The organism is Mesorhizobium sp. B4-1-3, from assembly GCF_006439355.1.
Lineage (GTDB): Bacteria > Pseudomonadota > Alphaproteobacteria > Rhizobiales > Rhizobiaceae > Mesorhizobium.
On record NZ_VFTG01000016.1, the window covers coordinates 82,460 to 105,981 of the forward strand.

Genomic DNA, 23,522 nt, shown 5'->3' on the forward strand with positions numbered 1-23,522 from the left:
GCATGGTATACCATAAGACAATATCAAATTGATAGAGCCGCGAGTGGCTCCGCCTCGAGGACTGTTCATGCAACCGGCCATTCGCAAGATCGTGACCTATACCGAGAACACGCTGATCGAGGGCGGCAAGGCGGCCTCGCGACCGCTGCGCCTGATCGGCGTCGCCGCGGTGCTCACCAACCCGTGGGCCGGTCGCGGCTTCATCGAGGATCTCTCGCCCGAGATCCGCGCCTTCGCGCCGGTGCTGGGCGAAACGCTGACCAACGAGATCGTCGGCATCGCCGGTTCCGGCGAGGCGATCGAAGGCTACGGCAAGGCTGCTATCTGCGGCACTTCGGGCGAGGTCGAGCATGCCTCGGCGCTGATCCACACGCTTCATTTCGGCAACCACTATCGCCGCGCCGTCGGCGCCAAGACCTATCTCGCCTTCACCAATCTGCGCGGTGGTCCAAACACGCCGATCATGATCCCGCTGATGGACAAGAACGATGAAGGTCGCCGCTCGCATTATCTGACGGTGCATTTCCAGATCGGCGATGCGCCAGCCCCCGACGAACTGGTCGTGGCGCTTGGCGCTTCCATCGGTGGCCGCCCGCATCACCGCATCGGCGACCGCTACCAGGATCTTAAGGAGCTCGGAGATCTGCATGGCTGACGCCGCCACGATCCGCAGCAAGGCACCCGACGGCAGCGGCTTCATCCGCGCCGGATCGGGCAGGCCGGTCCTGCTCATCCACGGCGTCGGCATGAATGCCGAGATCTGGCAGCCGCAGATCGCGGCGATGCAGGACCGTTTCGATGTGATCGCCATCGACATGCTCGGCCATGGTTCTTCGCCGCTGCCGCCGGAGAATCCGCAGCTGTCCGACTTCGCCGATCAGGCGACCCGCCTGCTTGATCATCTCGGCCTGGAGGACGTGGCAGTTGTCGGCCACTCGATGGGCGCGCTGGTGGCACAGGAACTCGCCTTCAGCGCGCCCGCTCGCATCAGCGCCCTCATATGCCTCAACGCTGTCTTCCGGCGTCCACCCGAACTTGCGCAGGCAGTGCGCGAGCGGGCGGCCGCGCTTGGCAGGCCCGGCGATCCGTCGGCCGTCGCCGCCACAATTGCCCGCTGGTTCGGCAATCCTGTTCCGCCGGCTCTTTCAGACGCGGCTGCGACGGCCCGTTCAGCACTCGAAGGCGTTGATGCCGACGGCTATGCCCGCACCTACCGCCTCTTTGCCAGCGCCGACACCGCGCATGCCGATCGACTGGCCGACCTTGGCGCACCCGCGCTGTTCATGACCGGTTCTGAGGATCGCAACTCGACACCCGCCATGTCGGCCGCGATGGCGCGGCTCGCGCCGGCGGGGCGGTGCTTAGTGCTCAATGGCGAAAAGCACATGATGACAATCGCTTCGCCGCAAAAAGTGACTCAACGCATAATGGACTTTCTCGACGAGGCGTCGGGTGCTTCCGCAGGGGCGGAGGCTGGTCCCGCATTCGACGCCATGGAGTTCCGGCGCGCACTGGGCTCCTTCCTGACCGGCGTCACCATCGTCACCACGGTCGACGAGGCTGGCGACCCGCGCGGCTTCACCGCCAACTCCTTCACTTCGGTCTCGCTCGATCCGCCGCTGGTGCTGGTCTGCATCGCCAAGAAGGCGCTGGGGCATCAGGCTTTCTCGACTTCGAGAGGCTTTGCCATCAACGTCCTGTCGGAAGCCCAGAAAGCCGCGTCCGGCATGTTCGCCTCGAAGGTCGCTGACAAGTTCGCTTCGGTCGCGTGGCAGAGCGGCAAGACCGGCAATCCGCTGATCGAGGGATCGGTCGCGGTGTTCGATTGCGGCATGGAACAACTGGTCGACGCCGGCGACCATTCAATCCTCATCGGCCGTGTCCATGACTTCAGCCACAACGGCGCCCAGCCGCTCGGCTATTGCCGCGGCGCCTATGTCACGCCGGGGCTCAGCCAAGAGGCGCTGGCGGCGACCGCACCGCCCGGAACCGAGGTCGGCGCGATCCTCGAGAACGAAGGCCGCGTGCTTTTCTTCGAGACTGCCGAGGGATCCTACCAATTGCCGGCCGGTCGCCGCCTTGGTGCCGCCGACGATGCCCGCAGCCTGAAGGGGAAACTTGCCGCCAAGGCTATCGATGCCGAGCTCGGCTTCCTCTACGCAGTGTGGGACGACGCGACGGACAGCGCCCGCACCCATGTCTATTATCGCGGGACGGTGGACGCCCCCGTCTCCGGCGATGGCCAGATACGGTTTGTCGAGATCGAACGCATCGCCGAATTGAAAATCGCCGACCCTGCAGTGCGTTCGATGCTCGCTCGCTACGCGCGCGAGCGCGCCGAAGATACGTTCGGCGTCTATGTTGGCAACCAGGTCGAAGGCGAGGTCCGGCCGCTCGCCAAGCCGGCGCCGTCGGCGCCAATCCATTCCGGCCCAGTCCATTCCGGCCAGCGGTGAGAAACCGATGAAGTTTTCGCTTTTCGTCCATATGGAGCGCTCGGATCTTGCCAAGCCGCATTCCGAACTGCTTAGAGAACTTGAAGAACTGGTCCTGCTGGCGGAGCAGGCCGGTTTTGAGACCGCCTGGATTGGCGAGCATCACGGGATGGAATTCACCATCTCGCCGAACCCGTTCATCAACATCGCCTATCTCGCCGCAAAGACGAAAGCCATCCGGCTCGGCACTGGCACGATCGTCGCGCCCTTCTGGCATCCGATCAAACTCGCCGGCGAGGCGGCGATGGCCGATGTCATCACCGGCGGCAGGCTGGATCTGGGCATCGCGCGCGGCGCATACAGCTACGAGTATCAGCGCGTCTTCCCGGGACTGGATGCCTGGGGCGCCGGACAGCGCATGCGCGAGATGATCCCGGCGATCCGCGGCCTTTGGGACGGCGACTACGAGCATTCCGGCGAGTTCTGGCAGTTCCCGCCGACCACGTCCTCACCCAAGCCGTTGCAAAAGCCTTACCCGCCGATCTGGGTCGCAGCGCGCGACCCCAACTCGCACGACTTCGCGGTCGCCAACAAATGCCAGGTCCAGGTGACGCCACTTGCCGCCGGCGATGGCGAGGTGGCGAGCCTGATGGAGCGCTTCAACACCGCCTGCCAGGCGCATCCCGACATAGCGCGGCCGGAAATCATGCTGCTGATGCACACTTTCGTCGCCGAGGATGCCGCCGACGCCGACCGCCTGACGCAGGACCTGTCACAGTTCTACTGCCAATTCGGCGCCTGGTTTCAGAACAAGAAACCCGTCCGCCAAGGCGTTCTGGAGCCGCTGAGCGAGGAAGAAATCGCGGCAATGCCGCAATACGCGCCCGACAAAATCCGGCAAAACCTGGTCATCGGCGAGGCCGACGAGGTGATCGCCAGGTTAAAGGCCTACGAGGCGCAGGGCTACGACCAGTACTCGATCTGGATCGACAGCGGCCTTTCGCACGACCGCAAGAAGAAATCGCTCAAGCTGTTCATCGATAAGGTGATGCCAGCCTTCCAGGAGGCGGGATCGCGATGAGCAGCACTGTCTTCAGGAACTACATAGACGGCCAGTTCATTGAGCCCGCCTCCAGCTTCGACAGCGTCGATCCCTCCACGGGCCTGCCCTGGGCGACCATGCCCGCCGCTTCCACCGCCGATGTCGACCGCGCCGTCGAGGCCGCGCACCGGGCCCTGTGGTCCGGTCCATGGCCGGCGATGACAGCGACCGCGCGCGGCAAGCTGCTGGTGAAGCTTGGCGATCTCGTCGCGGCCAATGCCGGCCGCCTGGCAGAGATCGAGACGCGCGACACCGGCAAGATCATCCGTGAGACCCGCGCCCAGATCGCCTATGTCGGCGACTACTATCGCTACTACGGTGGGCTGGCCGACAAGAACGAAGGCGCCTTCATCCCGATCGACAAGGCCGACATGGAAGTGACGGTGCGGCCCGAGCCGATCGGCGTCGTTGCCGCTGTCGTGCCGTGGAACTCGCAGCTCTTCCTGTCGGCGGTCAAGCTCGGCCCGGCGCTCGCCGCAGGCTGCACTGTCGTGCTCAAAGCCTCCGAGGATGGCCCGGCGCCGCTGCTCACTTTCGCCGAGCTCGTGCATGAGGCCGGCTTTCCGGCCGGCAGCGTCAACATCCTGACTGGCTTCGGCCATGATTGCGGGCATCGCCTGACCAGCCACCCGCTGGTCGCCCGCGTCGCCTTCACCGGCGGCCCTTCGACCGCACGTCGGATCGTCGCCAACACGGCCGAGAACCTCGCCTACACGACGCTCGAGCTAGGCGGCAAAAGCCCGGTCGTCGTCTTCTCCGACGCCGATCTCGACAGCGCCGCCAACGCCATCGTCGCCGGCATCTTCGCGGCGACGGGCCAGAGCTGCGTCGCCGGCTCGCGGCTTTTGGTCGAGCGTTCTGCCAAGGATGATTTCCTTTCGCGCCTGAAGCGCAAGGCCGAAAGCATCGTCATCGGCGACCCGCAGGATCCTGCAACCGAGATGGGTCCGTTGGCAACCTCGCGTCAGCGCGAAAAGATCGAGGCGATCGTGGCGGAGAGCCTGGCCGCGGGCGGCCGCCTGATCACCGGCGGCGCGCGGCCAAAAGACAAAACCGGCGGATACTTCTACACGCCGACCATCATCGAGGCACAGGACCAGGCGCTCGCCTGCGTACGGGAAGAATTATTCGGCCCGGTACTTAGCGTGCTGGCCTTCGACAGCGAGCCTGAAGCGCTGGCTTTGGCCAACGACACGCAATTCGGGCTCGCCTCCGGCGTCTTCACTTCGAATCTCGCCAAGGCGCATCGCATGGCGCGCGGCATCCGTGCCGGCGTCGTCTGGGTCAACACCTACCGCGCCGTCTCGCCGCTGGTACCCTTCGGCGGTTACGGCCTTTCCGGCCTCGGCCGCGAAGGCGGCCTTGAGGCTATGCGCGATTACACGCGCTCGAAATCGGTGTGGATCCGCACCTCCGACGACCCGATCCCCGATCCTTTCGTCATGCGCTGACGCGCTGTGGCGAGGATGTAAACAAGAACAAGAAACCGAACAACCAATCAGAGGAGAACGACATGAAACTGATTTTTGCCGGCATCCTTGCCGGCTTGATGGCAAGCACGGCTGCCAAGGCCGACGAGATGGTCTTTACCAGTTGGGGCGGGACCACCCAGGAAGCCCAGACCAAATCCTGGGCCGAGCCCTTCACCGCCTCGTCAGGCATCAAGGTGCTGCAGGATGGGCCGACCGACTACGGCAAGCTGAAGGCGATGGTCGATGCCAAGAACGTCACCTGGGACGTCGTCGACGTCGAGATGGATTTCGCCATCAAGGCGGCCAAGGACGGCCTGCTCGAGCCGATCGACTTCGCCGTCGTGCCGAAGGCCGATCTCGACCCGCGCTTCAGCAACGAGAACGCCGTCGGCAGCTTTTACTATTCCTTCGTGCTTGCCTGGAACAAGGGCGCGGTCTCTGGCGAGCCGGCAGGCTGGGCCGACATGTTCGACACCAAGAAGTTTCCCGGCAAACGCACCTTCTACAAATGGTCGGCGCCGGGCGTCATCGAGATCGCGCTGCTCGCCGACGGCGTGCCTGCCGACAAGCTCTATCCGCTCGACCTCGACCGCGCCTTCAAGAAGCTCGACACCATCAAGTCGGACATCGTCTGGTGGGCTGGCGGCGCGGAATCGCAGCAGCTGATCGCCTCAGGTGAGGCCGCCTTCGGCCAGCTCTGGAATGGCCGCGTCTTCGCGCTGCAGAAGGATGGCGCCGATGTCGGCGTCTCGTGGAATCAGAACCTCACCGCCGCCGACGTTCTCGTCGTGCCGAAGGGCGCCAAGAACAAGGATGCCGCCATGAAATTCCTCGCAACGGCCACCAGCCCGACCGGTCAGGCGAAGTTTGCCGAGGCGAGCGGTTACGCGCCGATCAATACCAAGGCCAAGGCCGAAATGCCGGCCGACGTCGTCAAGGGGCTGCCCGACGCCCATGTCGAGAGCCAGATCAACCTCGACATGAACTACTGGGCCGAGCATCGCGACGAGATCGCCAAGCGCTGGTACGCATGGCAGGCCAAGTGACGCCCGTCTTCTCCTGACCAGGATCGGGGCGGCACTGGCCGTCCCGACCGGCAATCCGGGAAAACCGCCATGTCGGTGGAAGCAAAGCAAGGGATCGCACCCCTCCGAATACCGGCAGGCCTCGGCGGCCTGCTGCCGGCATTGATCCTGATCGGATTGTTTTTCGTGGTGCCGGTGCTGGCGCTTTTGCTGCGCAGCGTCACCGATCCCGCTCCGGGCCTGCAGAATTATGCGGCACTGCTCGGCGACGTCACCTACGCACGGGTGTTCTTCAACACCTTCCTCGTCGCATTGGTCGTCACTATTGTCACCGTGCTCGTCGCCTTCCCGGTCGCCTGGATGCTGGCGATCATGCCGGCCACACTCGCCTCGGTCCTGTTCGGCATCATCATCCTGTCGATGTGGACGAACCTGTTGACCCGCACCTATGCCTGGATGGTGCTCTTGCAACGCACCGGCGTCATCAACCGGACGCTGATGGGCGCCGGCATCATCGATCAGCCACTGCCGCTCATCAACAATCTGACCGGCGTCACCATCGGCATGGTCTACATCATGCTGCCCTTCATGATCTTGCCGTTGGTCGGCACCTTGCGCGCGATCGATCCAATGACCTTGCGCGCGGCCGCGCTTTGCGGCGCGAGCCCGCTAGCCGCCTTCCGCCGCATCCTTCTGCCCCTTTCGCTTCCCGGCATAGCCGCCGGCGGGCTGATGGTCTTTGTCATGTCCCTCGGTTATTTCGTGACGCCTGCGCTGCTCGGCGGTACGTCGAACATGATGCTCGCCGAAATGATCGCGCAGATGATCCAGTCGCTGCTCAATTGGGGACTGGGGAGCGCTGCCGCCTTCATCCTGCTCGTCGTCACCATGGCGCTCTACGCGCTGCAACTGCGCCTCGTCGGCGTGCGACGCTCGACGGGAGGCGCCTGAGATGCTGCTCGACTATGACCGTCTCGGCTGGTTGAAGGTCGCGCTGCTCGCCTTCACGGCGCTGGCCGCCGCCTTCCTGCTGCTGCCCGTGATTTTTATCGTGCTGCTATCCTTCGGCTCGTCGCGCTGGCTGGCCTTCCCACCACCCGGTTGGACGCTGAGATGGTATCAGGAGCTGTTCGCCGATCCGTCCTGGATCGAGGCGGCGCTGACCAGCGCGCGCATCGCCACGACGACGGCAATCCTGGCCGTCGTCATCGGCCTGCTTGCCTCCTTCGCGTTGGTGCGCGGTCAGTTCCGCGGCCGCGAGGTGCTGCGCGGGCTGCTGCTCACGCCAATGGTGCTGCCGGTGGTTGTTTTCGCCATCGCCATCTACGCCTTCTTCCTGCGCCTGGGGTTGGGCGGCACCACTATCGGCTTCGTCATTGCTCATACTGTGCTGGCGCTGCCCTTTGCCATGATTCCGATCGCGACTGCACTGGAAGGCTTCGACAAGTCGATCGAGGACGCGGCGATAGTTTGCGGCGCCAGCCCGCTCGAGGCCAAGCTTCGCATCACCCTGCCGTCGATCCGCATCGGGGTCTTCTCCGCCGCCATCTTTTCCTTCTTGGCCTCCTGGGATGAGGTGGTGGTGGCGATCTTCATGGCAAGCCCCACCTTGCAGACATTGCCGGTCAAGATCTGGGGCAGCCTCCGCTCCGACCTTACCCCCGTCATCGCCGCCGCCTCCAGTCTGCTGGTCGCGCTCACGCTGGCCCTGATGATCGTGACGGCACTCTTGCGCCGAAAGCTGCAGACATGACCCAACTCTTTCTCTCGATCCGCAAATTGCGCAAGGCTTTCGGTGCCTTTACCGCTGTTCATGATGTGACACTGGATATTCCGAAGGGCGAGTTCCTGACCTTCCTTGGGCCATCGGGCTCGGGCAAATCGACGACGCTCTATGCCATCGCCGGCTTCCAGGATCCAACCTCCGGCGACGTGCTCCTACAGGGCAAGTCATTGCTTTCGGTGCCTTCGCACAAGCGCAACATCGGCATGGTCTTTCAGCGCTACACGCTGTTCCCGCATCTCAGCGTCGCCGAAAACGTCGCCTTCCCGCTTCGCGTCCGGCGCCGGCCGGAGGCCGACGTCAAGCGCAAGGTCGCCGACATGCTTTCGCTGGTGCGGCTGGAAAGCTTCGCAGAGCGTCTGCCCGCCGCGCTTTCGGGGGGCCAGCAGCAGCGCGTCGCGCTCGCTCGCGCGCTGGCCTACGATCCACCCATCCTTCTGATGGACGAGCCGCTGTCGGCGCTTGACAAGAAACTGCGCGAGGAAATCCAAGCCGAGATCCGCCGTATCCATCGCGAGACCGGCGTCACTGTCCTTTATGTCACCCACGACCAGGAAGAAGCGCTGCATTTGTCGGACAGGATCGCGCTGTTCCGCGACGGCCGCATCGAACAGATCGGCACCGGCGAGGACCTTTACCTCAGGCCGGCAACCGAATTTGTCGCCGGCTTCATCGGCAACTCGAATTTCCTCGCAGCCGAGCATCTGGAAAGCGAGAATGGCACGGCGAGCGTGCGGCTGGCCGACGGCTCGATTGTCAAGGGCGTGAAGGCGACGCACAAGCTTGAACGCGGCCAGAAGGCTAGGCTGATGGTGCGGCCGGAAGCATTCCGCATGAGGCCTGTCGAGGGGAACGCATCGCTCACGGTCGAGATCGTCGACATGGCCTTTTTTGGTGACCGCCGGCGCGTCGTGGTCCGCACCGGGTGGGGCGACGAGATCGATGCCAGGCCGATTTCGGACTCGACCGACCGGAGCAACGTCGGTGCCGTTGCGGGCCGCCAAATCTTCTTCGATCCCGCGGCGGCATTTCTGTTTCCGGCCGAGCAGGGGGCATGACCCGGCGAGACGGAACCGCCCTCGAGACGGATCGCTTGACGCGCCTCGAGGCCAACCGTGGCCAAGGTGGAGTGTGCAAGAAGCGCCTTGGAGCACATCAAGCGCTTCTGCTACGATGGCGGCCTCCACAACAGCTCGACAGCGAGCTAGCGCTGTCGCCATTGTCGAGCACAGCCATTTGGGTCCCAGCCTTTCGGACGCCTGGTCCAGTGGGAGGACCTTCGACGCTCTTGCAGTCGGTGCGCGCACGCCTTCGCGCTCGATTTGTGTATTGATCCCCGGCCTTAACTCACCCTAGCGAGAGGGCGGGACGCCAACCTGCTGACGAGCATTCCGTTGCCATGCGTACCCTCTGGCAGCGGCCCTCCTGCTGGGCCGTTTGGCCGCCGTCCATGACCAGGGCGTGCCCCACGACGAAGGCGGCGGCATCCGAGCAGAGCCGTACGGCGGCCCCGGCGATCTCCTTCGGGGATGCTGGGCGGCCCACGCATCGGGATCTCGTGCTTCATACAGCGGAAAGCGCCGCGAAGATCGGTGTCAATGATCCCATCGAACTCCTCCTCCGTGATATCCGCGACGGCGAGCATCCCGTGTTCGACGCCGGCATTATTGAAGGTGAAGTCGAGACGACCGAACGCCTCTACTGTCTTGTCCAGCGCAGCTTTGACATCGCGGGCTTGCGACACGTCACATTGACTTCTTGACGCACGATCCCGCGGCATTTCTCACTCGATTTTCATTGTGGCATCAATCACATCGAGCCCAGTATTGCAGAACCGGATTGGTCGTTTCATATGGCGCCCTTCGCCGGGGGCTGTCGGTCCCGCATCCCGCCTTGCGGCGGCGCGATGCTGATGCTCCTTCGGCCGCCCTGTTGAACCGGTCTCAGGCCCACGAACCTGCTCCCAGCACCGAACTGACTTGTTTGCGCTTACGGACATTTCGGTGCCTCCACTTTGTGCGCCCTTTTCACATTGGTCGGGAGAGCAGTGGGCTCTCCCGACGGAGAGGCCGAGAAGGTCGGCATTCTATCTCAGCACCGGGAGCGGCTGGTCGCCGGCAACCGATGCGGCGCTCCGCGCGCTTGCCGCCAGACCGGGTGTTGAGCTCGTCGCGGCTACCGACAACAACAAACAGGGCGAGATCTACGCCGACCGCCTGCTCGGATTGAGGGAGCAGGCTCGGTGCTGCGGTGATCGCCTTCGACCCGTAGCAGATGACTGGAACGCCGATCTGAGAATGAAAGTGGAAGCACGAGAAATGGAAGGAGGCGGCTGCCGCATGCCCGCCGGTCGCCTCAAGGGTGAAACTTCGCCCGCTCGCGCCGGCCCTTGACCCGCCCGGGCGGAGAGGCGGCCGCGGGGAGGGGTCCGGAAGGGCCGAAGAAGATGGTTGATCCATAGGGGATGAACCGCGCTCCGGCCCGCATAAGGCCGGGAGCCTCCCATGACGCTATCTTCCCCGGCCAATCCGTCGACCGCAAGGCGGCCGAACTGCAGATGGCAGCTCTCGGATGAACGTCGAGGGCGGGGCTCCGGTCCCACCCTCCTTACATGTCGAGTACGTCCGGCTCATTCGCCCGTCGCATCGACTGCGCAGAGCCGAGGCAGCCGGACGGTTACGGCGGCAGCGATGCAGATAGCGAGAAGGAGCTTTGTGCGAGACAGATCACTCGTCACGGGCTCCTATCCGAAACAGTGAATCAGATCTAGACCGGATCTACGCACCCATGATCGGCTGGGCAGATGAATACATAAAATCAAATTGTTGCTGGGGGCCGTGTGGAAAAATCGCACACGAACGTTCTGCTTCCCTTCCTTTTCGGGCGACGACACGATCATCCGCTTGGCCAGCGCCAAGCTCCCGGTCGCCCGGCCGTCATTCCTTCACTGCGCCCGTCATCGAGGAAACGTAGTGCTCGACGAAGAAGGAATACAGCACCACCACCGGCAGCGACCCGATCAGTGCGCCGGCCATGAGCGCGCCCCATTCGTAGACGTCGGAGCGAACGAGTTCGGTGAGCACGCCGACCGGTACCGTCTTCTTCTCGGAAGACTGGATGAAGGTCAGCGCATAGATGAACTCGTTCCAGGACAAGGTGAAGGCGAAGATGCCAGCCGAGATCAGGCCGGGCACCGACAGCGGCAGCACGATCTTGGTGAGGATCTGCCAGCGGCTCGCGCCATCGATGAGCGCGCATTCCTCCAACTCGAAGGGGATCGAGCGGAAGTAGCCCATCAGAAGCCAGGTGCAGAACGGGACGAGGAAGGTCGGATAGGTGAGGATCAGCGCGAACGGCGTGTCGTAAAGGCCGAGATTGAACACCATCACCGACAACGGAATGAACAGGATAGAGGGCGGCACGAGATAAGCGAGGAACACGGCGAGGCCAACCTGCCGTGCCCCTGAAAACCTCAGCCGCTCGATCGCATAGGCAGCAAGCACGGCAGCCGCCAGCGACAGGAAAGTAGCGGCGGTCGAAATGATGATCGTATTGAGCAACCAACCTGGATAGGAGGTCTCGAACAGCAAATAGCGAATGTGCTCCAGCGTCGGATGCACGACCCAGAGCGGATTGTAGTTCACATAGTCGGTCATCTCGAGATTGGGCTTAACCGCCGTGATCGTCATCCAGTAGAAGGGAAACAGGAGGACGATCAGAAACACGAGCAGCGGCAGATAGACCGTCACCACCCGCCGCGGAAGGCTTTGCAGATAGCCCATGCCGCCTTCGTCGGTCTCCAGGCGCTCGACTTCCTTGATCGCGGCCATGTCAGTCTCCGCCGCCTTGCTGCCATCTGCGCCGTTGCAGCCCGAAATAGCTGAACAGGATCGCAGCCAGCAGGAAAGGAATCATGGCGACCGCGATTGCCGCGCCTTCGCCCAGTTGGCCGCCCGCAATACCGCGCTGGAAGGACAATGTCGCCATCAGATGCGTGGCGTTCACCGGGCCGCCGCGGGTCAGCACGTAGATCAGCTGGAAATCGGTGAAGGTGAACAGTACCGAAAACGTCATCGTGATGGCTACGATCGGCGTCAGCAACGGCAGGGTCACGTAGCGGAACAACTGCCAGCGGCTGGCGCCGTCGAGCGTGGCGGCCTCGTAGAGCGATTGCGGAATGGTCTGCAGTCCGGCAAGCAGCGTGATGGCGACGAAGGGAATTCCGCGCCAAACATTGGCCGCGATGACCGAGGCGCGCGCATTGGTCGGGTCACCAAGAAAATTGATGCGGTGGTCGATCAGGCCCATCTGCTGCAACGCCCAGGACAGGATCGAAAACTGCGAGTCGTAGATCCACCAGAAGGCGATGGCCGAGAGCACCGTCGGCACGACCCATGGTAGTAGCACGATTGCGCGGAAGAACGATTTGAAGGGCAGCTTCTCGTTGAGAATCAGAGCCAGCCAGAGGCCGAGCACGAATTTTAGGATCGAAGCGCTGACCGTGTAGAGCAGCGTATTGAACACCGAGAGCCAGAAGACGCTGTCGCTCCACAGATATTCGTAGTTCTCGAGGCCGATGAAGATGCCCGGTCGGCCAATGCGTGTGTCGGTGAAGCCGAGCCAGACGCCGAGCCCGAGCGGATAGGTAAGAAAGACCAGGAGCAGCGCCGCCGCCGGCAGCATGAAGCCGAAGCCGAGAGCGTTCCTGCTCTCGGCGAGCCGGGACAGGATCGACGGGCGCGACTTAACGGCAACGGACGGCACGGCCATGGCGCGAGCTCCTTGCTATGCGGGTGGAACTGTGGCTGACCGCGCTCGGCTTGCGTAAGCCCGCAAAGCGCGGTCAGCCTGCTTCAACTGCGCCAGGATCAGACGCGGTAATAGCGGTTGGCGCGTTTTTCCGCCTCTTCCATCGCTTCCTGCGGCGTCGCCTGGCCCGTCACCGCCTTGGCGAACATGTCCACCAGCACGTAATCGGCCATTGTCGCGGCGGATGCATAGCCGAGCGGCCCGGCATAGCCGTTGGGGCGTAGCGTCGCCGACGCTTTCGCGTAGGCCGCATTGTTGGGGTCGGCCTTCCAGACCGGGTTGTTGTCGAAGGCTTTCAGGGTCTGGCAGCAATAGGCCGCCGACGAAGTGATCCAGTCGGACATTTGCGGGTCCTCGAACATGAACTGCAAATAGGCTTTGGCGGCATTGGGATAGGGCGTGTAGTTGAAGATGACAGCCGTGGTCACCTGGAACAGCTCGACCGATTTCCCGACCGGCCCGATCGGCATGTTGGTTGTGCGGATATCCTTGGCGATCTCGGCCAGCTTCGGGTCGTTGTCCTTGTTGACCTTTGCTGTGTTGTAGACCGAGATGCCGTTGGCGATCACGCTCACTTCCCCGGCCAGGAACGCGCGGTTGTTGTTGACGTCGAGCCAGCTTTCGGTGCCGGGGATGAAGGTCTTATAGAGCTCCTGCGCATACTGGATTGCCTTCAGCGTCTCCGGACTGTTGATCGTGACCTTGCCGGTTTCGTCGACCATCTGGCCGCCGTGGCTCCAGAGCAGCCAATGCGCGTAATTGTTGCCGTCGCCAACCCCGTGGCCATGGGTGAAGCCGGCGGGATGGCCTTTCGCCTTCAACGCCTTGCAAAGTTCCAGGAAACCGGCCGTGTCCTTGGGAAATTCGGAGAAGCCTGCCTCCTTGACCCAGCTTTCGCGGTACACGATGGCATTGCCGATGGTGGCCAGCGGCAAGCCGATGAACTTGCTCTCGCGCGTGGCATATTGTTTCGGGCCGTCGTACCAGCCGCCATACTTCTTGCCGAGATAATCACCCAATTCCGTCACATCGAGCAGCTTGTCGGGGTATTGGTGCGGATCGTCGAACCAGACGAACATCAGGTCGGGGCCGGACCCGACATTGGCGGCGACCGCCGCCTTGGGACGGATGTCTTCCCAGCTTTCCTTGTCGATGCGAACCTCCACGCCCGTCGCGTCGGTGAACCGCTTGGTGTTCTTCAGCCACTGGTCCTCGTCGCCTTGCACGAAGGGCGACCAGCGCAGCAGCCTGAGCTTGGCACCTTCCTCGGGCTTGTACGTCAGGCCTTCCTGGGCGAAAGCGCTCGAGCCGGCGAAGCGGCTGCCCAGGGCTCCGGCCGCCGCGGCTGCGGTCGTGCGGATTACATCGCGTCTGGTGAACTTCATACTCGTTTCCTCCTGTTGCTCTGTCGTTGCCTGCTCTTTATCGCGCCGCTTGGATTCGTTTGCCGGTTTCGCCGTGGAAGAGGTGAATCGGGCCGGGGTCGACCGACAGCCGAATGGTTTCTCCCGGCGCGAAGGAATGGCGCTCGCGGAAATTGGCGACGATGTCCTCCCCGCCGGCGGTCCGGCCGATGATCTGCACTTCCGAGCCGGTCGGCTCGATCACCGCCACCTCGACCGGAATGCCGTCTTCGGCCAGCCGCAGATGCTCGGGTCGTACTCCGAGCACCATGGCTTCGCCGTTGCCGATGGAGGGCGGCTTTGGCAAAGGCACGGAAATGCCTCCCGCGCCCCGGAACGACGGTAGGCCATCATTGGCGAACGCGCCCTTGAGCAGGTTCATGGCGGGCGAGCCGATAAAGCTTGCCACGAACAGGTTGTTCGGCCGGTCGTAGAGCTCGAGCGGCGGTCCGATCTGCTCGACGAGGCCGTCATGCATGACCACGATCTTGTCTGCCATGGTCATGGCCTCGATCTGGTCGTGGGTGACATAGACAGTTGTCGTCTTCAGCCGCTGGTGCAGTTCCTTGATTTCCGCCCGCATCTGGACCCTCAGCTTGGCGTCGAGATTGCTGAGCGGCTCGTCGAAGAGGAACACCTGCGGATTGCGTACGATTGCTCGGCCCATCGCGACGCGTTGGCGCTGGCCGCCCGAAAGCTGGCGGGGATAGCGCGACAGAAGCGGCACCAGCCCGAGGATTTCGGCGGCCCGCTTCACCCCGGCATCGCTTTCAGCCTTCGGAACGCCCTTGAGCATGAGCGAGAACGCCATGTTCTCTGCAACTGTCATATGCGGGTAGAGCGCGTAATTCTGGAAGACCATGGCGACGTCGCGCTCCTTCGGCGCAACGTCGTTGACGATACGGCTGCCGATCGAGATATGGCCCTGGGAGATTTTTTCCAGGCCCGCAATCATCCTGAGAAGGGTTGATTTTCCGCAGCCCGAGGGCCCGACCAGAGTGACAAACTCACCGTCGTTGATATCGACGCTGACGCCATGCAGGATCTGGGTGGCCCCGAACGATTTGTAGACATCGCCAATCGCGACAGACGCCATCGAACTCCTCCCGATGGTCCCTGCGAATCCCGCGGGGAGCCGTTCCAATCAAGGTGTGGCTGAAACGGATGCCGGCAAGCACCCACCACTGGCGTCGGCGACATTTGCCCAGCTCCCCCCGGGTCACGCGACTGTGAAACGGTAGCGCTACCACATCCGCCTGTAAAGCAGCACCGAGCATGGGTGGGAGATCAGCGACAAATAGCTTGCCTTCACCTTGATGATTCTTGGGGTAATCCGCTTGGCCATGAAGCGCTCGAGTTCCTGATCTAGTGATCCTCGGTCGAATGCCATACCAGCTTGGCTTCGAGCGTCAGGCCACCTGCGTTGTCTTTCCCATAAAGAGCTTGTCCGAGATCGGTCACTGGACGGCAAAGAGGATACGCCCCTTCGTGCGGAATGCCGCCGGCGAAGTCCTGCTTTCCAGATGGCTGAAGGTAAGCCCAAGGACTCAGGCCGCCTTTGTGAAGCGGACAGGGCAGGAATGAAGCCCGTGAATGGGTTGGGACGGGAAAGCGGCCCGATCTCGCAGACACCTCTTGAAACCGTAAGTCGCTGTTCTAAATCAATAATCGCCGGCTGCCCTGGTGGGGGCCGGCACTGTCCAGGAGGCGCCGAGCGCTCTTGGCGCCTCCTTGTACCCATGTTGCTCAAACGGAGAATGTGGCTATGAGGACGAACCTCGACTTAACCCCAATGTTCCGGTCGAGCATCGGCTTCGACCGAATTTTCGACGTACTCGAGAATGCGAGCCGTGTTACGGCCAATGACAACTGGCCGCCCTACGACATCGTCAAGACCGGCGAGGACGACTACCGCATCACAATGGCGGTGGCCGGCTTCACTCATAATGAGCTCGACATCACGCAGGAGCACAACATGCTCACCGTGACGGGCCAGAAGGCGAGCGGCGAAAGCGGTGAGTTCCTGCATCATGGCATTGCTGCGCGTCAGTTCCGCCGCAGGTTCGAGCTGGCCGACTTCGTCAAGGTCGCCAATGCCACACTCGAAAACGGCCTACTGACCATCGAGGTGAAGCGCGAGCTGCCGGAGGCGATGAGGCCGCGCCGCATCGCGATCACGACGGCCAGACCCGACGCGGCCAAGCCTCAGCAGATCGAAGCCGAGAAGCAAGCAGCCTGATCGCCGACAGGGCGAACGGGGAGAGCGCCGGGCCGCAGGCCCGGCGGGCGGGCAAGTATCGCTCGACCAACGGGCAAAGGCAGCAAGGAAACTAGGAGATGAACAGATGAACATGCGTGAACTCATTCCCTGGGGCCGCAGCAATCAGGCTCCGACCGTGTATCGCGACGGCGAACAGAATCCCTTCCTGTCGCTGCATCGCGAAGTGAACAAGCTCTTCGACGACGTCTTTCGCAGCTTCGACTCGCGGTTCGGCTCGTTCGGTTCACTGAGTTCGTTCAATGGGCTCAACGGCAGCTGGCCGAGTGTCGAGATCTCGGACACCGAAAAGGAGGTCAAGGTGACCGCCGAGGTGCCCGGCCTCGAGGAAAAGGACGTGGAAGTGCTGCTCGACAGCGACGTGCTGACGCTTCGCGGTGAGAAGCGCTCTGAAACCGAGGACAAGGATCGGCATTTCTCGGAGCGGTTCTACGGCCGTTTCGAGCGCCGCATCCCGCTCCGCTGCGAAGTCGAGCAGGATAAGGTCGCCGCTTCGTTCAAGAACGGCGTGCTCACCGTGACACTGCCGAAGAGCGCGAAGGCTCAGTCGAAAGTGAAGCGCATTGCGATCAACGGCTGACGCATGGACCTGCGACGGGGCTTGGCCCCGTCGCCGTCCCTGGCCATTCGGGAGGGATGATCGTGAAACAAGGTTTGGAGCTGCAGGAAAGCAGGGGCGATACGCCAACCGACGGGGCCGTCCTCACGGTTCCAGTCAACGACAGCCGCCGCCGCGTGTCGGGCGAAAGGCGATCCGTCTTTCCGCCGGACGCGGTCGCCCACATTTTCCAGCCGAGCCGGTCGGTCACGACCTCGGGCCCTGCCCGCAGCAAGGGCTGGCGGCTCGTTTTCGAACGACGGACGAAGCCGTTCATCGAGCCGCTGATGGGCTACACCGGTAGCGCCGACACGCTGCCTCAGATCGAGCTCGCCTTCGCCACGCTGGAGTCCGCGGTTGCCTATGCAGAGCGCCAGGGTCTCACTTATGTCGTGCAGGGCGCGCCACAGACAGCGGAGCAGTCGCTGCAAACAGCTGGAGTGCCGACGGCCGAAATCGATTATCCGGAAGCTGACCTCGTGCTGACGCGGCTCGGCTGGTGGGCGTTGCACTGCCAGGCGAAAGGTATTGCAGCGAACCCGCGCTTCGATGCCGCGCTGCTGGAACCGGAGGTGGTCTATGCAGCGCCCGCTGACGTCGTCGCCGACGCGCTGCTGACGGTCGACGACAAACGCGCGGTGCTGAAGAATTGGGCGTGGAACGAATATCTGGTCGACCTCGCCACGGCCGAAGGCATGCCGGAGAACCGGCGGCCCTCGCGCCTCGATGAGGTCGGGGTTGCGCTGCTTGCGCTCGAGCCGGAACCGATGGCTGCCGGTTCGGGCCGCATGCCTGCCAGGGTGGCGGCGTGAACGGGTCGCGTCAGCGGAGTGCGCTGCTGTCCCACCCCACCCGACCGCCATTTGAGGAAAGACAAAGGGAGAAGCAACACCTGAATCGGCTAGTCCGGCGCGCACCTCCGGACGGTGCCGCTCCTATTTGCAACCTGTCAACCGATCAACATGCGAGACGGACCGGCGCCGCCTTCGCCCGTATAGTCCCCGACGGATCAAACGCCGAGAGCGAAGATGAACACGAGAATCCGCTTCCATATCTGGTACTGGACATCGTGGATGCTTGGGCGGAGGGTAGGAAATACGTGCCAACGCTCATACCGCCGTCGATGCCACTTCTGGAGCCCGACCCTGCTCTTTGATGGGCCGAATCCGGCGTTGCCTCACATCCGGGATCGGAGCGCGCGGAATTGGTTTTGAATGACGAGCCGCAAGCCACGCCTGACCTCGTCCAAGTGCACATAACGCATCTCCTACGCCGGCGATGCGACGACATTGGCCGCGCCGTGACTCGCGCTAAACGTCGGTCGAATAATCCAAACCGTCGGACGAATTGTCGTCCTCGAATGACGAGTCGCTGTCGTCGAATGAAGCATCAGAGGCATCGGCATATTGGTCGTCGCGCTCGTCCTGCTCGCGCTGGTCCTCTTGTTGATCGTCGCGCTGATCCTGTTGCGCCAATGTTTCGTCCCGGCCGGTGCGCTCGCCCGCGGCAAAGGCCTGGTCAACGATATCGTTGGTCGGCGAGCCAAACCCGCTTCCGAGCCCTCCCAGGCCCGGACTACCCCACCCATGGCCCGAGAAGGCGCTGCTCAAGGCATTTGCCACCACCATGCCCCCAGCGACGCCGGCGGCGGTGGTGAGGGCATTGTGTAGGAAGCCGCCGCCCTGGGCCGGGGCGCCCCAAGGACCGGACTGTGCCTGGCCGCCCCACGGGCCGCTTTGCCGTCCGGAGCCGGCCGGAGAGGCGGGCGCGTCGGGTGCATATCCCGGCTGGCCCTGGGGATATTGGGAACCGGAACCGGGGCTTGTGGGTCGCGGTTCCGGCGGATCGCCGCCGAACAATCCCGAGAGAAAACCGCCCGATTGCGGCTTTGATCGGGCCTCTTGGAGTTGCGCCTCCAATTCGCTAATTCGGCTGTTCAGCCTCAATAAGGCCTGCTCGCTGACATAGAGCGATTGGGCCATGGCGTAGGGGGCGTAGGGTTGCCTGGCGACGAGGTCGGCAATCAGTCTTTCGGCTTCGGGATCACGGGGATGGTTTTCGGCGGTCCTCAGCCGTTCGAAGATGGCGGTGATAACCTGACGCTCTTCCGGGGTCATGAGCTTTGCTCCTGTAGAAAGCGTTTGCCACGCCTTGGCGGGCCAAGCTTTGACCTAGGGAGCGAAGATGGCGGGTACAAGGCATGCTGGCTTGGGTCTTGCATCTCGTGAAAATCCGGCTGCGGATGCCAGCTCAGCGACGGGCCAACTGAACCTTATGCCCGACTATTGATCTGCCGGCCAACACACTTGCTGCGGCCTAAGCGGCACCTATAACTAGCGCGCTGCAGGTGCACCGATGGTTAGACATGGTAGCGGCATGGGGTTGAAGAAAGGAAACGCCGGTCGTGCTCGTACCTCCTACGAAGACCGGCTTTGAGCCCGATCCAGCCCTTTGGCAGGAAAAGTCTTTCGCAAACTTACATCAGGAGCTTTGGCGCGCCCGATAGGTACCGTCCGGCGAGCCCGCAACGACGCTTCGACCTCGGCCAGGTGCCAAACGACGCAACGGGGGCTGAGCGCGGACCGGCGCGGGAACTGTCCCGTTGTCCCATCTCATAAATCGTACTGTCGGCGAGTGGCACCATTTCATGCAGTTGCGTGCGGCGAATTGTTCGTGTGATCGCGTTTTTCGTATTCGTCATCATCGGGCAGCTCTCTCCTAATGGCGCTGCGGACATTGAACGGAGAGTTCGCGAGGATGGAACGACAGAAAGCTGCCGGAAGTACTCTTGGCGGCAATCTCGCACATATTGGTCGGTAGGAGCGCTTGCACTCAAGGTTTACTGTGTTACCGACGCAAAGGTTCATCAATGTAAGGAAACTAATTCATGCGGCGCCCTTCGCCGGGGGCTGTCGGTCCCGCATCCCGCCTGATAGGCGGCGCTATGCTGATGCTCCTACGGTCGCCCTGTCAAACCGGTCTCAGGGCCACGAACTTTCTCCAGCACCGAATTGAGTTGGTCCCGCTGGCGGACATCTCGGTGCTTCCGCTTTGTACGCCGTTGTTTGCTTGATCGGGAGAAAGGCGCCGCCTTTCTCCCGACGAGAGGCAGAGAAGGGGCGGGTTCTCCATGACGGGTGAGAGTCGAAGGAGAGGCCTCCGGCGCCCGTCGCGGAGAAGCTGTGATGTCGAATCGAAACAAGTGGGCCGGCGCCAGAGTCGACCGGAGTAATCTCTATGACGAAATCACCAACAAGATTGTCGCCGAGTTGGAGGCGGGCCGGGTCCCTTGGGTGCAGCCTTGGGGAACCGATGCCGCCAAGGCCCCGCTGTCACTGCCAAGGAACGCTTCCACCGACCGCGCGTACAGCGGGATCAATGTGCTTATTCTTTGGGGCGCTGTGGTCGAACACGGATTTTCATCACAGGGCTGGCTGACCTTTCGCCAGGCCATGTCGCTCGGCGGAAATGTTCGCAAAGGCGAGCGCGGTACCGCTGTCGTCTACGCTGATCGCTTTATCCCCGACGCGGACAAGAAGCGCGCAAGAGACACAGGCGAGGAGGAGGCTAAAGCGGTTCCCTTTCTCAAGCGCTTCACGGTCTTCAATATCGATCAATGCGACGGGCTGCCTGAGGAGATTGCGACTTCGTCTCCACGGCCCGACAATCGCCTCATTGAGCCGCGGGTAGAGGCGTTAATCGAGGCCACCGCGATCGAGTTCCACGTGGGTGGAAACAGTGCCTATTACATGCCAACCCAAGATTATGTTCAGGTCCCTCCGCCGCAAGCCTTCTTCGAGCGGATCAACTGGCATCGCACGGCCCTGCACGAACTTGGTCACGCGACCGGACATGCAACGCGGCTTGCCCGTGATCTTTCCGGATCTTTCGGCACCAAGAAATATGCGTTTGAGGAACTGGTCGCCGAGATCACCGCGGCCTTCGCCTGCGCCGCGCTCGGCATTGTCCCAACGGTACGACATGCGGATTACATCGGCTCCTGGCTCAAGGTTTTGCGAGACGACAATCGCGCTGTCGTGCGCGCCGCCAGCCAGGCGAGCAGAGCGGCTGACTGGCTTCTAGGCCATCTGCCTGAGGAGGGCGCGCGACCGATCGAAGGCAGCCCGAGTGCCCACCGAAGGGCGGCATGATGCGGCTGCCGAAGAACCCCCGCGAGCGCACGGCGCGAGGTACCCCAGCTGGGGAAAGAGGGAGAGATCAGAAGGGTTTTCGCGACGGGTTCAGGACTGAGAGAGAGGCTCTCGGCGCTCGTCGCGGAGAATCCAGATGACCACTGCCGTTCAGAAGATCACCTTGTCGTCCGCGCGCGACATTCCTTTCAACAAGCTGGTGCTTGCCCAGACGAACGTTCGGCGCATCAAGTCCGGCGTGTCCATCGAGGACCTGGCTGCCTCGATCGCGCGCCGCGGCCTTATCCAGAGCATCCATGTTCGTCCTGTTCTCGACGCCGATGGCAACGAGACCGGCATGTTCGAAATACCCGCTGGAGGTCGCCGCTACCGTGCGCTTGAAATGCTTGTAAAGCAGAAGCGGCTGGCCAAGACCGCGCCGGTTCCCTGCGTCGTCGGCAGCGCGTCCAGCTCTGTCCTCGCCGAGGAAATTTCGCTTGCCGAGAATATCGACCGCGCGCCACTTCATCCCCTGGAACAGCTCCAAGCGTTCAAGGACCTGCGCGAACAGGGCATGTCGGAAGAGGAGATCGCGTCCGCCTTCTTCATTTCGGTCAACGTCGTCAAGCAGCGCCTCAAGCTCACCGCTGTGTCGCCGGCGCTCCTCGACATCTATGCCGACGACGGCATGACGATCGCCCAGCTCGAGGCATTTTCGGTCAGCAACGACCACGCTCGACAGGAACAGGTCTGGGAAGCGATCAAGAACAGCTGGTCGAGGGAACCATATCAAATCCGCCGTATGCTGACCGAGAACACAGTACGCGCTTCCGACAAGCGGGCCGTCTTCGTGGGCATCGACGCTTACGAGGCGGCGGGCGGCGTTGTACTGCGCGATCTCTTCCAGTCGGATGATGGAGGTTGGCTGCAGGACGTGCCACTGCTTGATCGCCTCGTTAGCGAGAAACTTAAGATGATAGCCGACGAGATCGCCAATGAGGGGTGGAGATGGATCGAAGTCGCGGTGAGTTTCCCCTACGGGGCGGCGAACGGCCTGCGTGTACTGGAAGGCATGCCGGTCGACCTCTCGAAGGAAGAGCAGGCAACGCTCGATGCACTCCGCGACGAGTTCGACAAACTTCGGGCTGAGTATGAAGAAGCCGACGACTTGCCGGGCGTGGTAGATCAGCGATTTGGCGAACTTGAAACCGCCATCGAGACGCTGCAGGCGCGTCCCGTCCGCTTCGACCCAGCGGACAAGGCGCGCGCCGGTGTCTTCATCAGCGTGGATGCTGACGGGTCGCTGCTCGTCGAGCGCGGATATGTGAAGCCCGAGGACGAAGCTCCCGTTGCACCCGAGACCGATATCGACCCTGGCGTCGCTGGATCAGACGGTCCAGCGATGACGAGTTCGCTACAGCGGCCAACCATCACCCTCGGTGGCCAGTCGACCGAGCCGCAGGACGATGACGAGGATGCCATCAAGCCATTGCCCGATCGATTGATCACGGAATTGACCGCAGAGCGCACGCTGGCGCTTCGGGATAAACTGGCGACGGATCCGCCGACGGCGTTCCTTGCCGTGCTTCACAAGTTCGTCCGGGACGCGTTCTTCCGCCACAGCGGGCAAGGCGTCGCGATGGAAGTTTCGGTGCGCGGAACCGTCTTCCCGGCGCAGTCTGCCGACCTTCGCGATACGGCCTATGCCCGATCGATCGACGCGCGGCACAAGGCCTGGGAGGCACGTCTGGCGGGCGACGTTGCCGACCTTTGGGACGTGCTTACAGCTCTCACCGACACTGAACGCGCTGAACTGTTCGCCCATTGCGCATCCCTCGGCGTGAATGCCCTTTATGAACGGGCCGACCGCTACGGCAATGGCGCCATCTCCGCGCACGGCATCAAACAGCGCCTTGCTGAAGCCGACCACCTTGCGCGCGTGCTCGGCTTGGACATGGTTGAGGCCGGTTGGCGGCCTACTGTCAGCAACTACCTCGGTCGCGTCACCAAGGCGCGTATCCTTGAGGCAGTCCGGGAAGGTGAGGGCGACCGCGCTGCCCAGCTGATCGATCACCTCAAAAAGGGTGACATGGCCAAGGAAGCGGAACGACTGCTTGCCGGCAGCGGATGGCTTCCCGAGCCGCTGCGGCTTGCAGATCTCGAGGGTGAGGCAGCAGCCTCCAACTTGGACGACGAGGGCGAGCCGCTGCCCGAATTCCTCGCGAGCGAGGAGCAAGACGAGTTGACCGACGACGGAGAGGAACAGCAGCTCCACGCTGCCGAGTAGGCATCCTCCGCTTCAGATACTGATTGCCCGGCGCTCGCAGAGCGCCGGGCGTTTTTTGTGGACGGACCCAGAGTGAAAGTACGGCCGCTGCGGGTTTGAGCCCGTGCGGTCAGAGAGAGCTGGCGGGCTTTCCCACTGTCGCTCTCCGAGGTCTTCCCGATGAACGCTTTGCTTCCGACGGCCGCAGCCAAACCCGCTGT

At 62.8% G+C, this 23,522-nt stretch carries 20 protein-coding genes and 1 pseudogene; 14 read left to right on the forward strand and 7 right to left on the reverse strand.

All coding sequences use genetic code 11. The features are described 5' to 3' along the window. The first annotated feature begins 67 nt into the window (after nt 1-67). The 8 genes from FJW06_RS19815 to FJW06_RS19850 all read left to right on the forward strand — a co-directional run bounded on the left by FJW06_RS19815 (nt 68) and on the right by FJW06_RS19850 (nt 8,875). The gene (locus tag FJW06_RS19815) at nt 68-655 is read left to right on the forward strand and encodes an amino acid synthesis family protein (protein WP_140753894.1); all 588 of its coding nucleotides are present in this window, start codon (nt 68-70) and stop codon (nt 653-655) included. Then, on the forward strand, nt 648-2,456 hold the full coding sequence (locus FJW06_RS30855; protein WP_140753895.1) for an alpha/beta fold hydrolase: 1,809 nt from the start codon (nt 648-650) through the stop codon (nt 2,454-2,456). Before FJW06_RS19815 ends, FJW06_RS30855 begins: the two co-directional genes overlap by 8 nt. Nucleotides 2,457-2,463: 7 nt before the next feature. After that, nucleotides 2,464-3,516, forward strand: a complete 1,053-nt coding sequence (locus FJW06_RS19825) for an LLM class flavin-dependent oxidoreductase (RefSeq protein WP_140753896.1) — start codon at nt 2,464-2,466, stop codon at nt 3,514-3,516. Further along, on the forward strand, nt 3,513-4,988 hold the full coding sequence (locus FJW06_RS19830) for an aldehyde dehydrogenase (protein ID WP_140753897.1): 1,476 nt from the start codon (nt 3,513-3,515) through the stop codon (nt 4,986-4,988). The genes FJW06_RS19825 and FJW06_RS19830 overlap by 4 nt, the downstream gene beginning before the upstream one ends. Before the next feature lie 62 nt (nt 4,989-5,050). Next, nucleotides 5,051-6,055 carry an ABC transporter substrate-binding protein gene (locus FJW06_RS19835; RefSeq protein ID WP_140753898.1) on the forward strand — a complete coding sequence of 335 codons (1,005 nt, stop codon included), beginning with the start codon at nt 5,051-5,053 and terminating at the stop codon, nt 6,053-6,055. Nucleotides 6,056-6,124: 69 nt separating this feature from the next. After that, nucleotides 6,125-6,985, forward strand: coding sequence for an ABC transporter permease (locus tag FJW06_RS19840; RefSeq protein WP_140753899.1), 861 nt, complete (start codon nt 6,125-6,127; stop codon nt 6,983-6,985). 1 nt (nt 6,986) lies between these two features. Then, nucleotides 6,987-7,787, forward strand: coding sequence for an ABC transporter permease (locus tag FJW06_RS19845; protein ID WP_140753900.1), 801 nt, complete (start codon nt 6,987-6,989; stop codon nt 7,785-7,787). Then, on the forward strand, nt 7,784-8,875 hold the full coding sequence (locus FJW06_RS19850) for an ABC transporter ATP-binding protein (protein ID WP_140753901.1): 1,092 nt from the start codon (nt 7,784-7,786) through the stop codon (nt 8,873-8,875). The genes FJW06_RS19845 and FJW06_RS19850 overlap by 4 nt, the downstream gene beginning before the upstream one ends. A 284-nt stretch (nt 8,876-9,159) precedes the next feature. Here FJW06_RS19850 and FJW06_RS19855 read toward each other — a convergent pair whose 3' ends face one another. After that, nucleotides 9,160-9,597: an SDR family oxidoreductase gene (locus FJW06_RS19855; protein WP_246674717.1), complete on the reverse strand. Its 438-nt coding sequence runs from the start codon at nt 9,595-9,597 to the stop codon at nt 9,160-9,162. A 223-nt stretch (nt 9,598-9,820) separates the two neighbouring features. On the opposite strand from FJW06_RS19855, the gene FJW06_RS19860 reads away from it, so the two are divergent. Next, nucleotides 9,821-10,210 (forward strand): toprim domain-containing protein, encoded by a 390-nt coding sequence (locus FJW06_RS19860; protein WP_246674723.1) that lies wholly within the window; start codon nt 9,821-9,823, stop codon nt 10,208-10,210. 543 nt (nt 10,211-10,753) lie between these two features. Here FJW06_RS19860 and FJW06_RS19865 read toward each other — a convergent pair. From FJW06_RS19865 to ugpC, 4 genes are all read right to left on the reverse strand, one after another. Continuing rightward, nucleotides 10,754-11,647, reverse strand: coding sequence for a carbohydrate ABC transporter permease (locus FJW06_RS19865; RefSeq protein ID WP_041002415.1), 894 nt, complete (start codon nt 11,645-11,647; stop codon nt 10,754-10,756). 1 nt (nt 11,648) lies between these two features. Continuing rightward, nucleotides 11,649-12,587, reverse strand: a complete 939-nt coding sequence (locus tag FJW06_RS19870) for a sugar ABC transporter permease (protein WP_140753903.1) — start codon at nt 12,585-12,587, stop codon at nt 11,649-11,651. A 98-nt stretch (nt 12,588-12,685) separates the two neighbouring features. After that, nucleotides 12,686-14,011, reverse strand: coding sequence for an ABC transporter substrate-binding protein (locus FJW06_RS19875; protein WP_140753904.1), 1,326 nt, complete (start codon nt 14,009-14,011; stop codon nt 12,686-12,688). A 37-nt stretch (nt 14,012-14,048) separates the two neighbouring features. Next, nucleotides 14,049-15,125, reverse strand: a complete 1,077-nt coding sequence (gene ugpC, locus FJW06_RS19880; protein WP_140753905.1) for a sn-glycerol-3-phosphate ABC transporter ATP-binding protein UgpC — start codon at nt 15,123-15,125, stop codon at nt 14,049-14,051. A gap of 669 nt (nt 15,126-15,794) precedes the next feature. Between ugpC and FJW06_RS19885 the strand changes: the two genes are divergently transcribed. From FJW06_RS19885 to FJW06_RS19895, 3 genes are all read left to right on the forward strand, one after another. Beyond that, nucleotides 15,795-16,268 carry an Hsp20 family protein gene (locus FJW06_RS19885; protein ID WP_140753906.1) on the forward strand — a complete coding sequence of 158 codons (474 nt, stop codon included), beginning with the start codon at nt 15,795-15,797 and terminating at the stop codon, nt 16,266-16,268. A 106-nt stretch (nt 16,269-16,374) separates the two neighbouring features. Beyond that, on the forward strand, nt 16,375-16,887 hold the full coding sequence (locus FJW06_RS19890) for an Hsp20/alpha crystallin family protein (protein WP_140753907.1): 513 nt from the start codon (nt 16,375-16,377) through the stop codon (nt 16,885-16,887). 62 nt (nt 16,888-16,949) lie between these two features. Then, the gene (locus FJW06_RS19895) at nt 16,950-17,717 is read left to right on the forward strand and encodes an NADH dehydrogenase ubiquinone Fe-S protein 4 (RefSeq protein ID WP_246674718.1); all 768 of its coding nucleotides are present in this window, start codon (nt 16,950-16,952) and stop codon (nt 17,715-17,717) included. A gap of 498 nt (nt 17,718-18,215) precedes the next feature. Here the strand turns inward: FJW06_RS19895 and FJW06_RS19905 are convergent, their stop codons facing one another. After that, complete coding sequence (locus FJW06_RS19905; protein ID WP_140753910.1) at nt 18,216-19,022, reverse strand: DUF2076 domain-containing protein; 807 nt, start codon at nt 19,020-19,022, stop codon at nt 18,216-18,218. Between the two features lie 300 nt (nt 19,023-19,322). Continuing rightward, nucleotides 19,323-19,606, reverse strand: a pseudogene (locus tag FJW06_RS19910) (AlpA family phage regulatory protein). Between the two features lie 484 nt (nt 19,607-20,090). On the opposite strand from FJW06_RS19910, the gene FJW06_RS19915 reads away from it, so the two are divergent. Beyond that, nucleotides 20,091-21,056: a zincin-like metallopeptidase domain-containing protein gene (locus FJW06_RS19915; RefSeq protein ID WP_140753911.1), complete on the forward strand. Its 966-nt coding sequence runs from the start codon at nt 20,091-20,093 to the stop codon at nt 21,054-21,056. 136 nt (nt 21,057-21,192) lie between these two features. Continuing rightward, nucleotides 21,193-23,322: a ParB/RepB/Spo0J family partition protein gene (locus FJW06_RS19920; RefSeq protein WP_140753912.1), complete on the forward strand. Its 2,130-nt coding sequence runs from the start codon at nt 21,193-21,195 to the stop codon at nt 23,320-23,322. Nucleotides 23,323-23,522 lie beyond the last annotated feature (200 nt).

Excerpts from the sequence above, each read along its gene's own strand:
- FJW06_RS19815 (WP_140753894.1), top strand. The coding sequence starts at position 68 with ATGCAACCGGCCATTCGCAAGATCGTGACCTATACCGAGAACACGCTG.
- FJW06_RS30855 (WP_140753895.1), top strand. The coding sequence starts at position 648 with ATGGCTGACGCCGCCACGATCCGCAGCAAGGCACCCGACGGCAGCGGC.
- FJW06_RS19825 (WP_140753896.1), top strand. The coding sequence starts at position 2,464 with ATGAAGTTTTCGCTTTTCGTCCATATGGAGCGCTCGGATCTTGCCAAG.
- FJW06_RS19830 (WP_140753897.1), top strand. The coding sequence starts at position 3,513 with ATGAGCAGCACTGTCTTCAGGAACTACATAGACGGCCAGTTCATTGAG.
- FJW06_RS19835 (WP_140753898.1), top strand. The coding sequence starts at position 5,051 with ATGAAACTGATTTTTGCCGGCATCCTTGCCGGCTTGATGGCAAGCACG.
- FJW06_RS19840 (WP_140753899.1), top strand. The coding sequence starts at position 6,125 with ATGTCGGTGGAAGCAAAGCAAGGGATCGCACCCCTCCGAATACCGGCA.
- FJW06_RS19845 (WP_140753900.1), top strand. The coding sequence starts at position 6,987 with ATGCTGCTCGACTATGACCGTCTCGGCTGGTTGAAGGTCGCGCTGCTC.
- FJW06_RS19850 (WP_140753901.1), top strand. The coding sequence starts at position 7,784 with ATGACCCAACTCTTTCTCTCGATCCGCAAATTGCGCAAGGCTTTCGGT.
- FJW06_RS19855 (WP_246674717.1), bottom strand. The coding sequence starts at position 9,597 with ATGCCGCGGGATCGTGCGTCAAGAAGTCAATGTGACGTGTCGCAAGCC.
- FJW06_RS19865 (WP_041002415.1), bottom strand. The coding sequence starts at position 11,647 with ATGGCCGCGATCAAGGAAGTCGAGCGCCTGGAGACCGACGAAGGCGGC.
- FJW06_RS19870 (WP_140753903.1), bottom strand. The coding sequence starts at position 12,587 with ATGGCCGTGCCGTCCGTTGCCGTTAAGTCGCGCCCGTCGATCCTGTCC.
- FJW06_RS19875 (WP_140753904.1), bottom strand. The coding sequence starts at position 14,011 with ATGAAGTTCACCAGACGCGATGTAATCCGCACGACCGCAGCCGCGGCG.
- ugpC (WP_140753905.1), bottom strand. The coding sequence starts at position 15,125 with ATGGCGTCTGTCGCGATTGGCGATGTCTACAAATCGTTCGGGGCCACC.
- FJW06_RS19885 (WP_140753906.1), top strand. The coding sequence starts at position 15,795 with ATGAGGACGAACCTCGACTTAACCCCAATGTTCCGGTCGAGCATCGGC.
- FJW06_RS19890 (WP_140753907.1), top strand. The coding sequence starts at position 16,375 with ATGAACATGCGTGAACTCATTCCCTGGGGCCGCAGCAATCAGGCTCCG.
- FJW06_RS19905 (WP_140753910.1), bottom strand. The coding sequence starts at position 19,022 with ATGACCCCGGAAGAGCGTCAGGTTATCACCGCCATCTTCGAACGGCTG.
- FJW06_RS19915 (WP_140753911.1), top strand. The coding sequence starts at position 20,091 with ATGTCGAATCGAAACAAGTGGGCCGGCGCCAGAGTCGACCGGAGTAAT.
- FJW06_RS19920 (WP_140753912.1), top strand. The coding sequence starts at position 21,193 with ATGACCACTGCCGTTCAGAAGATCACCTTGTCGTCCGCGCGCGACATT.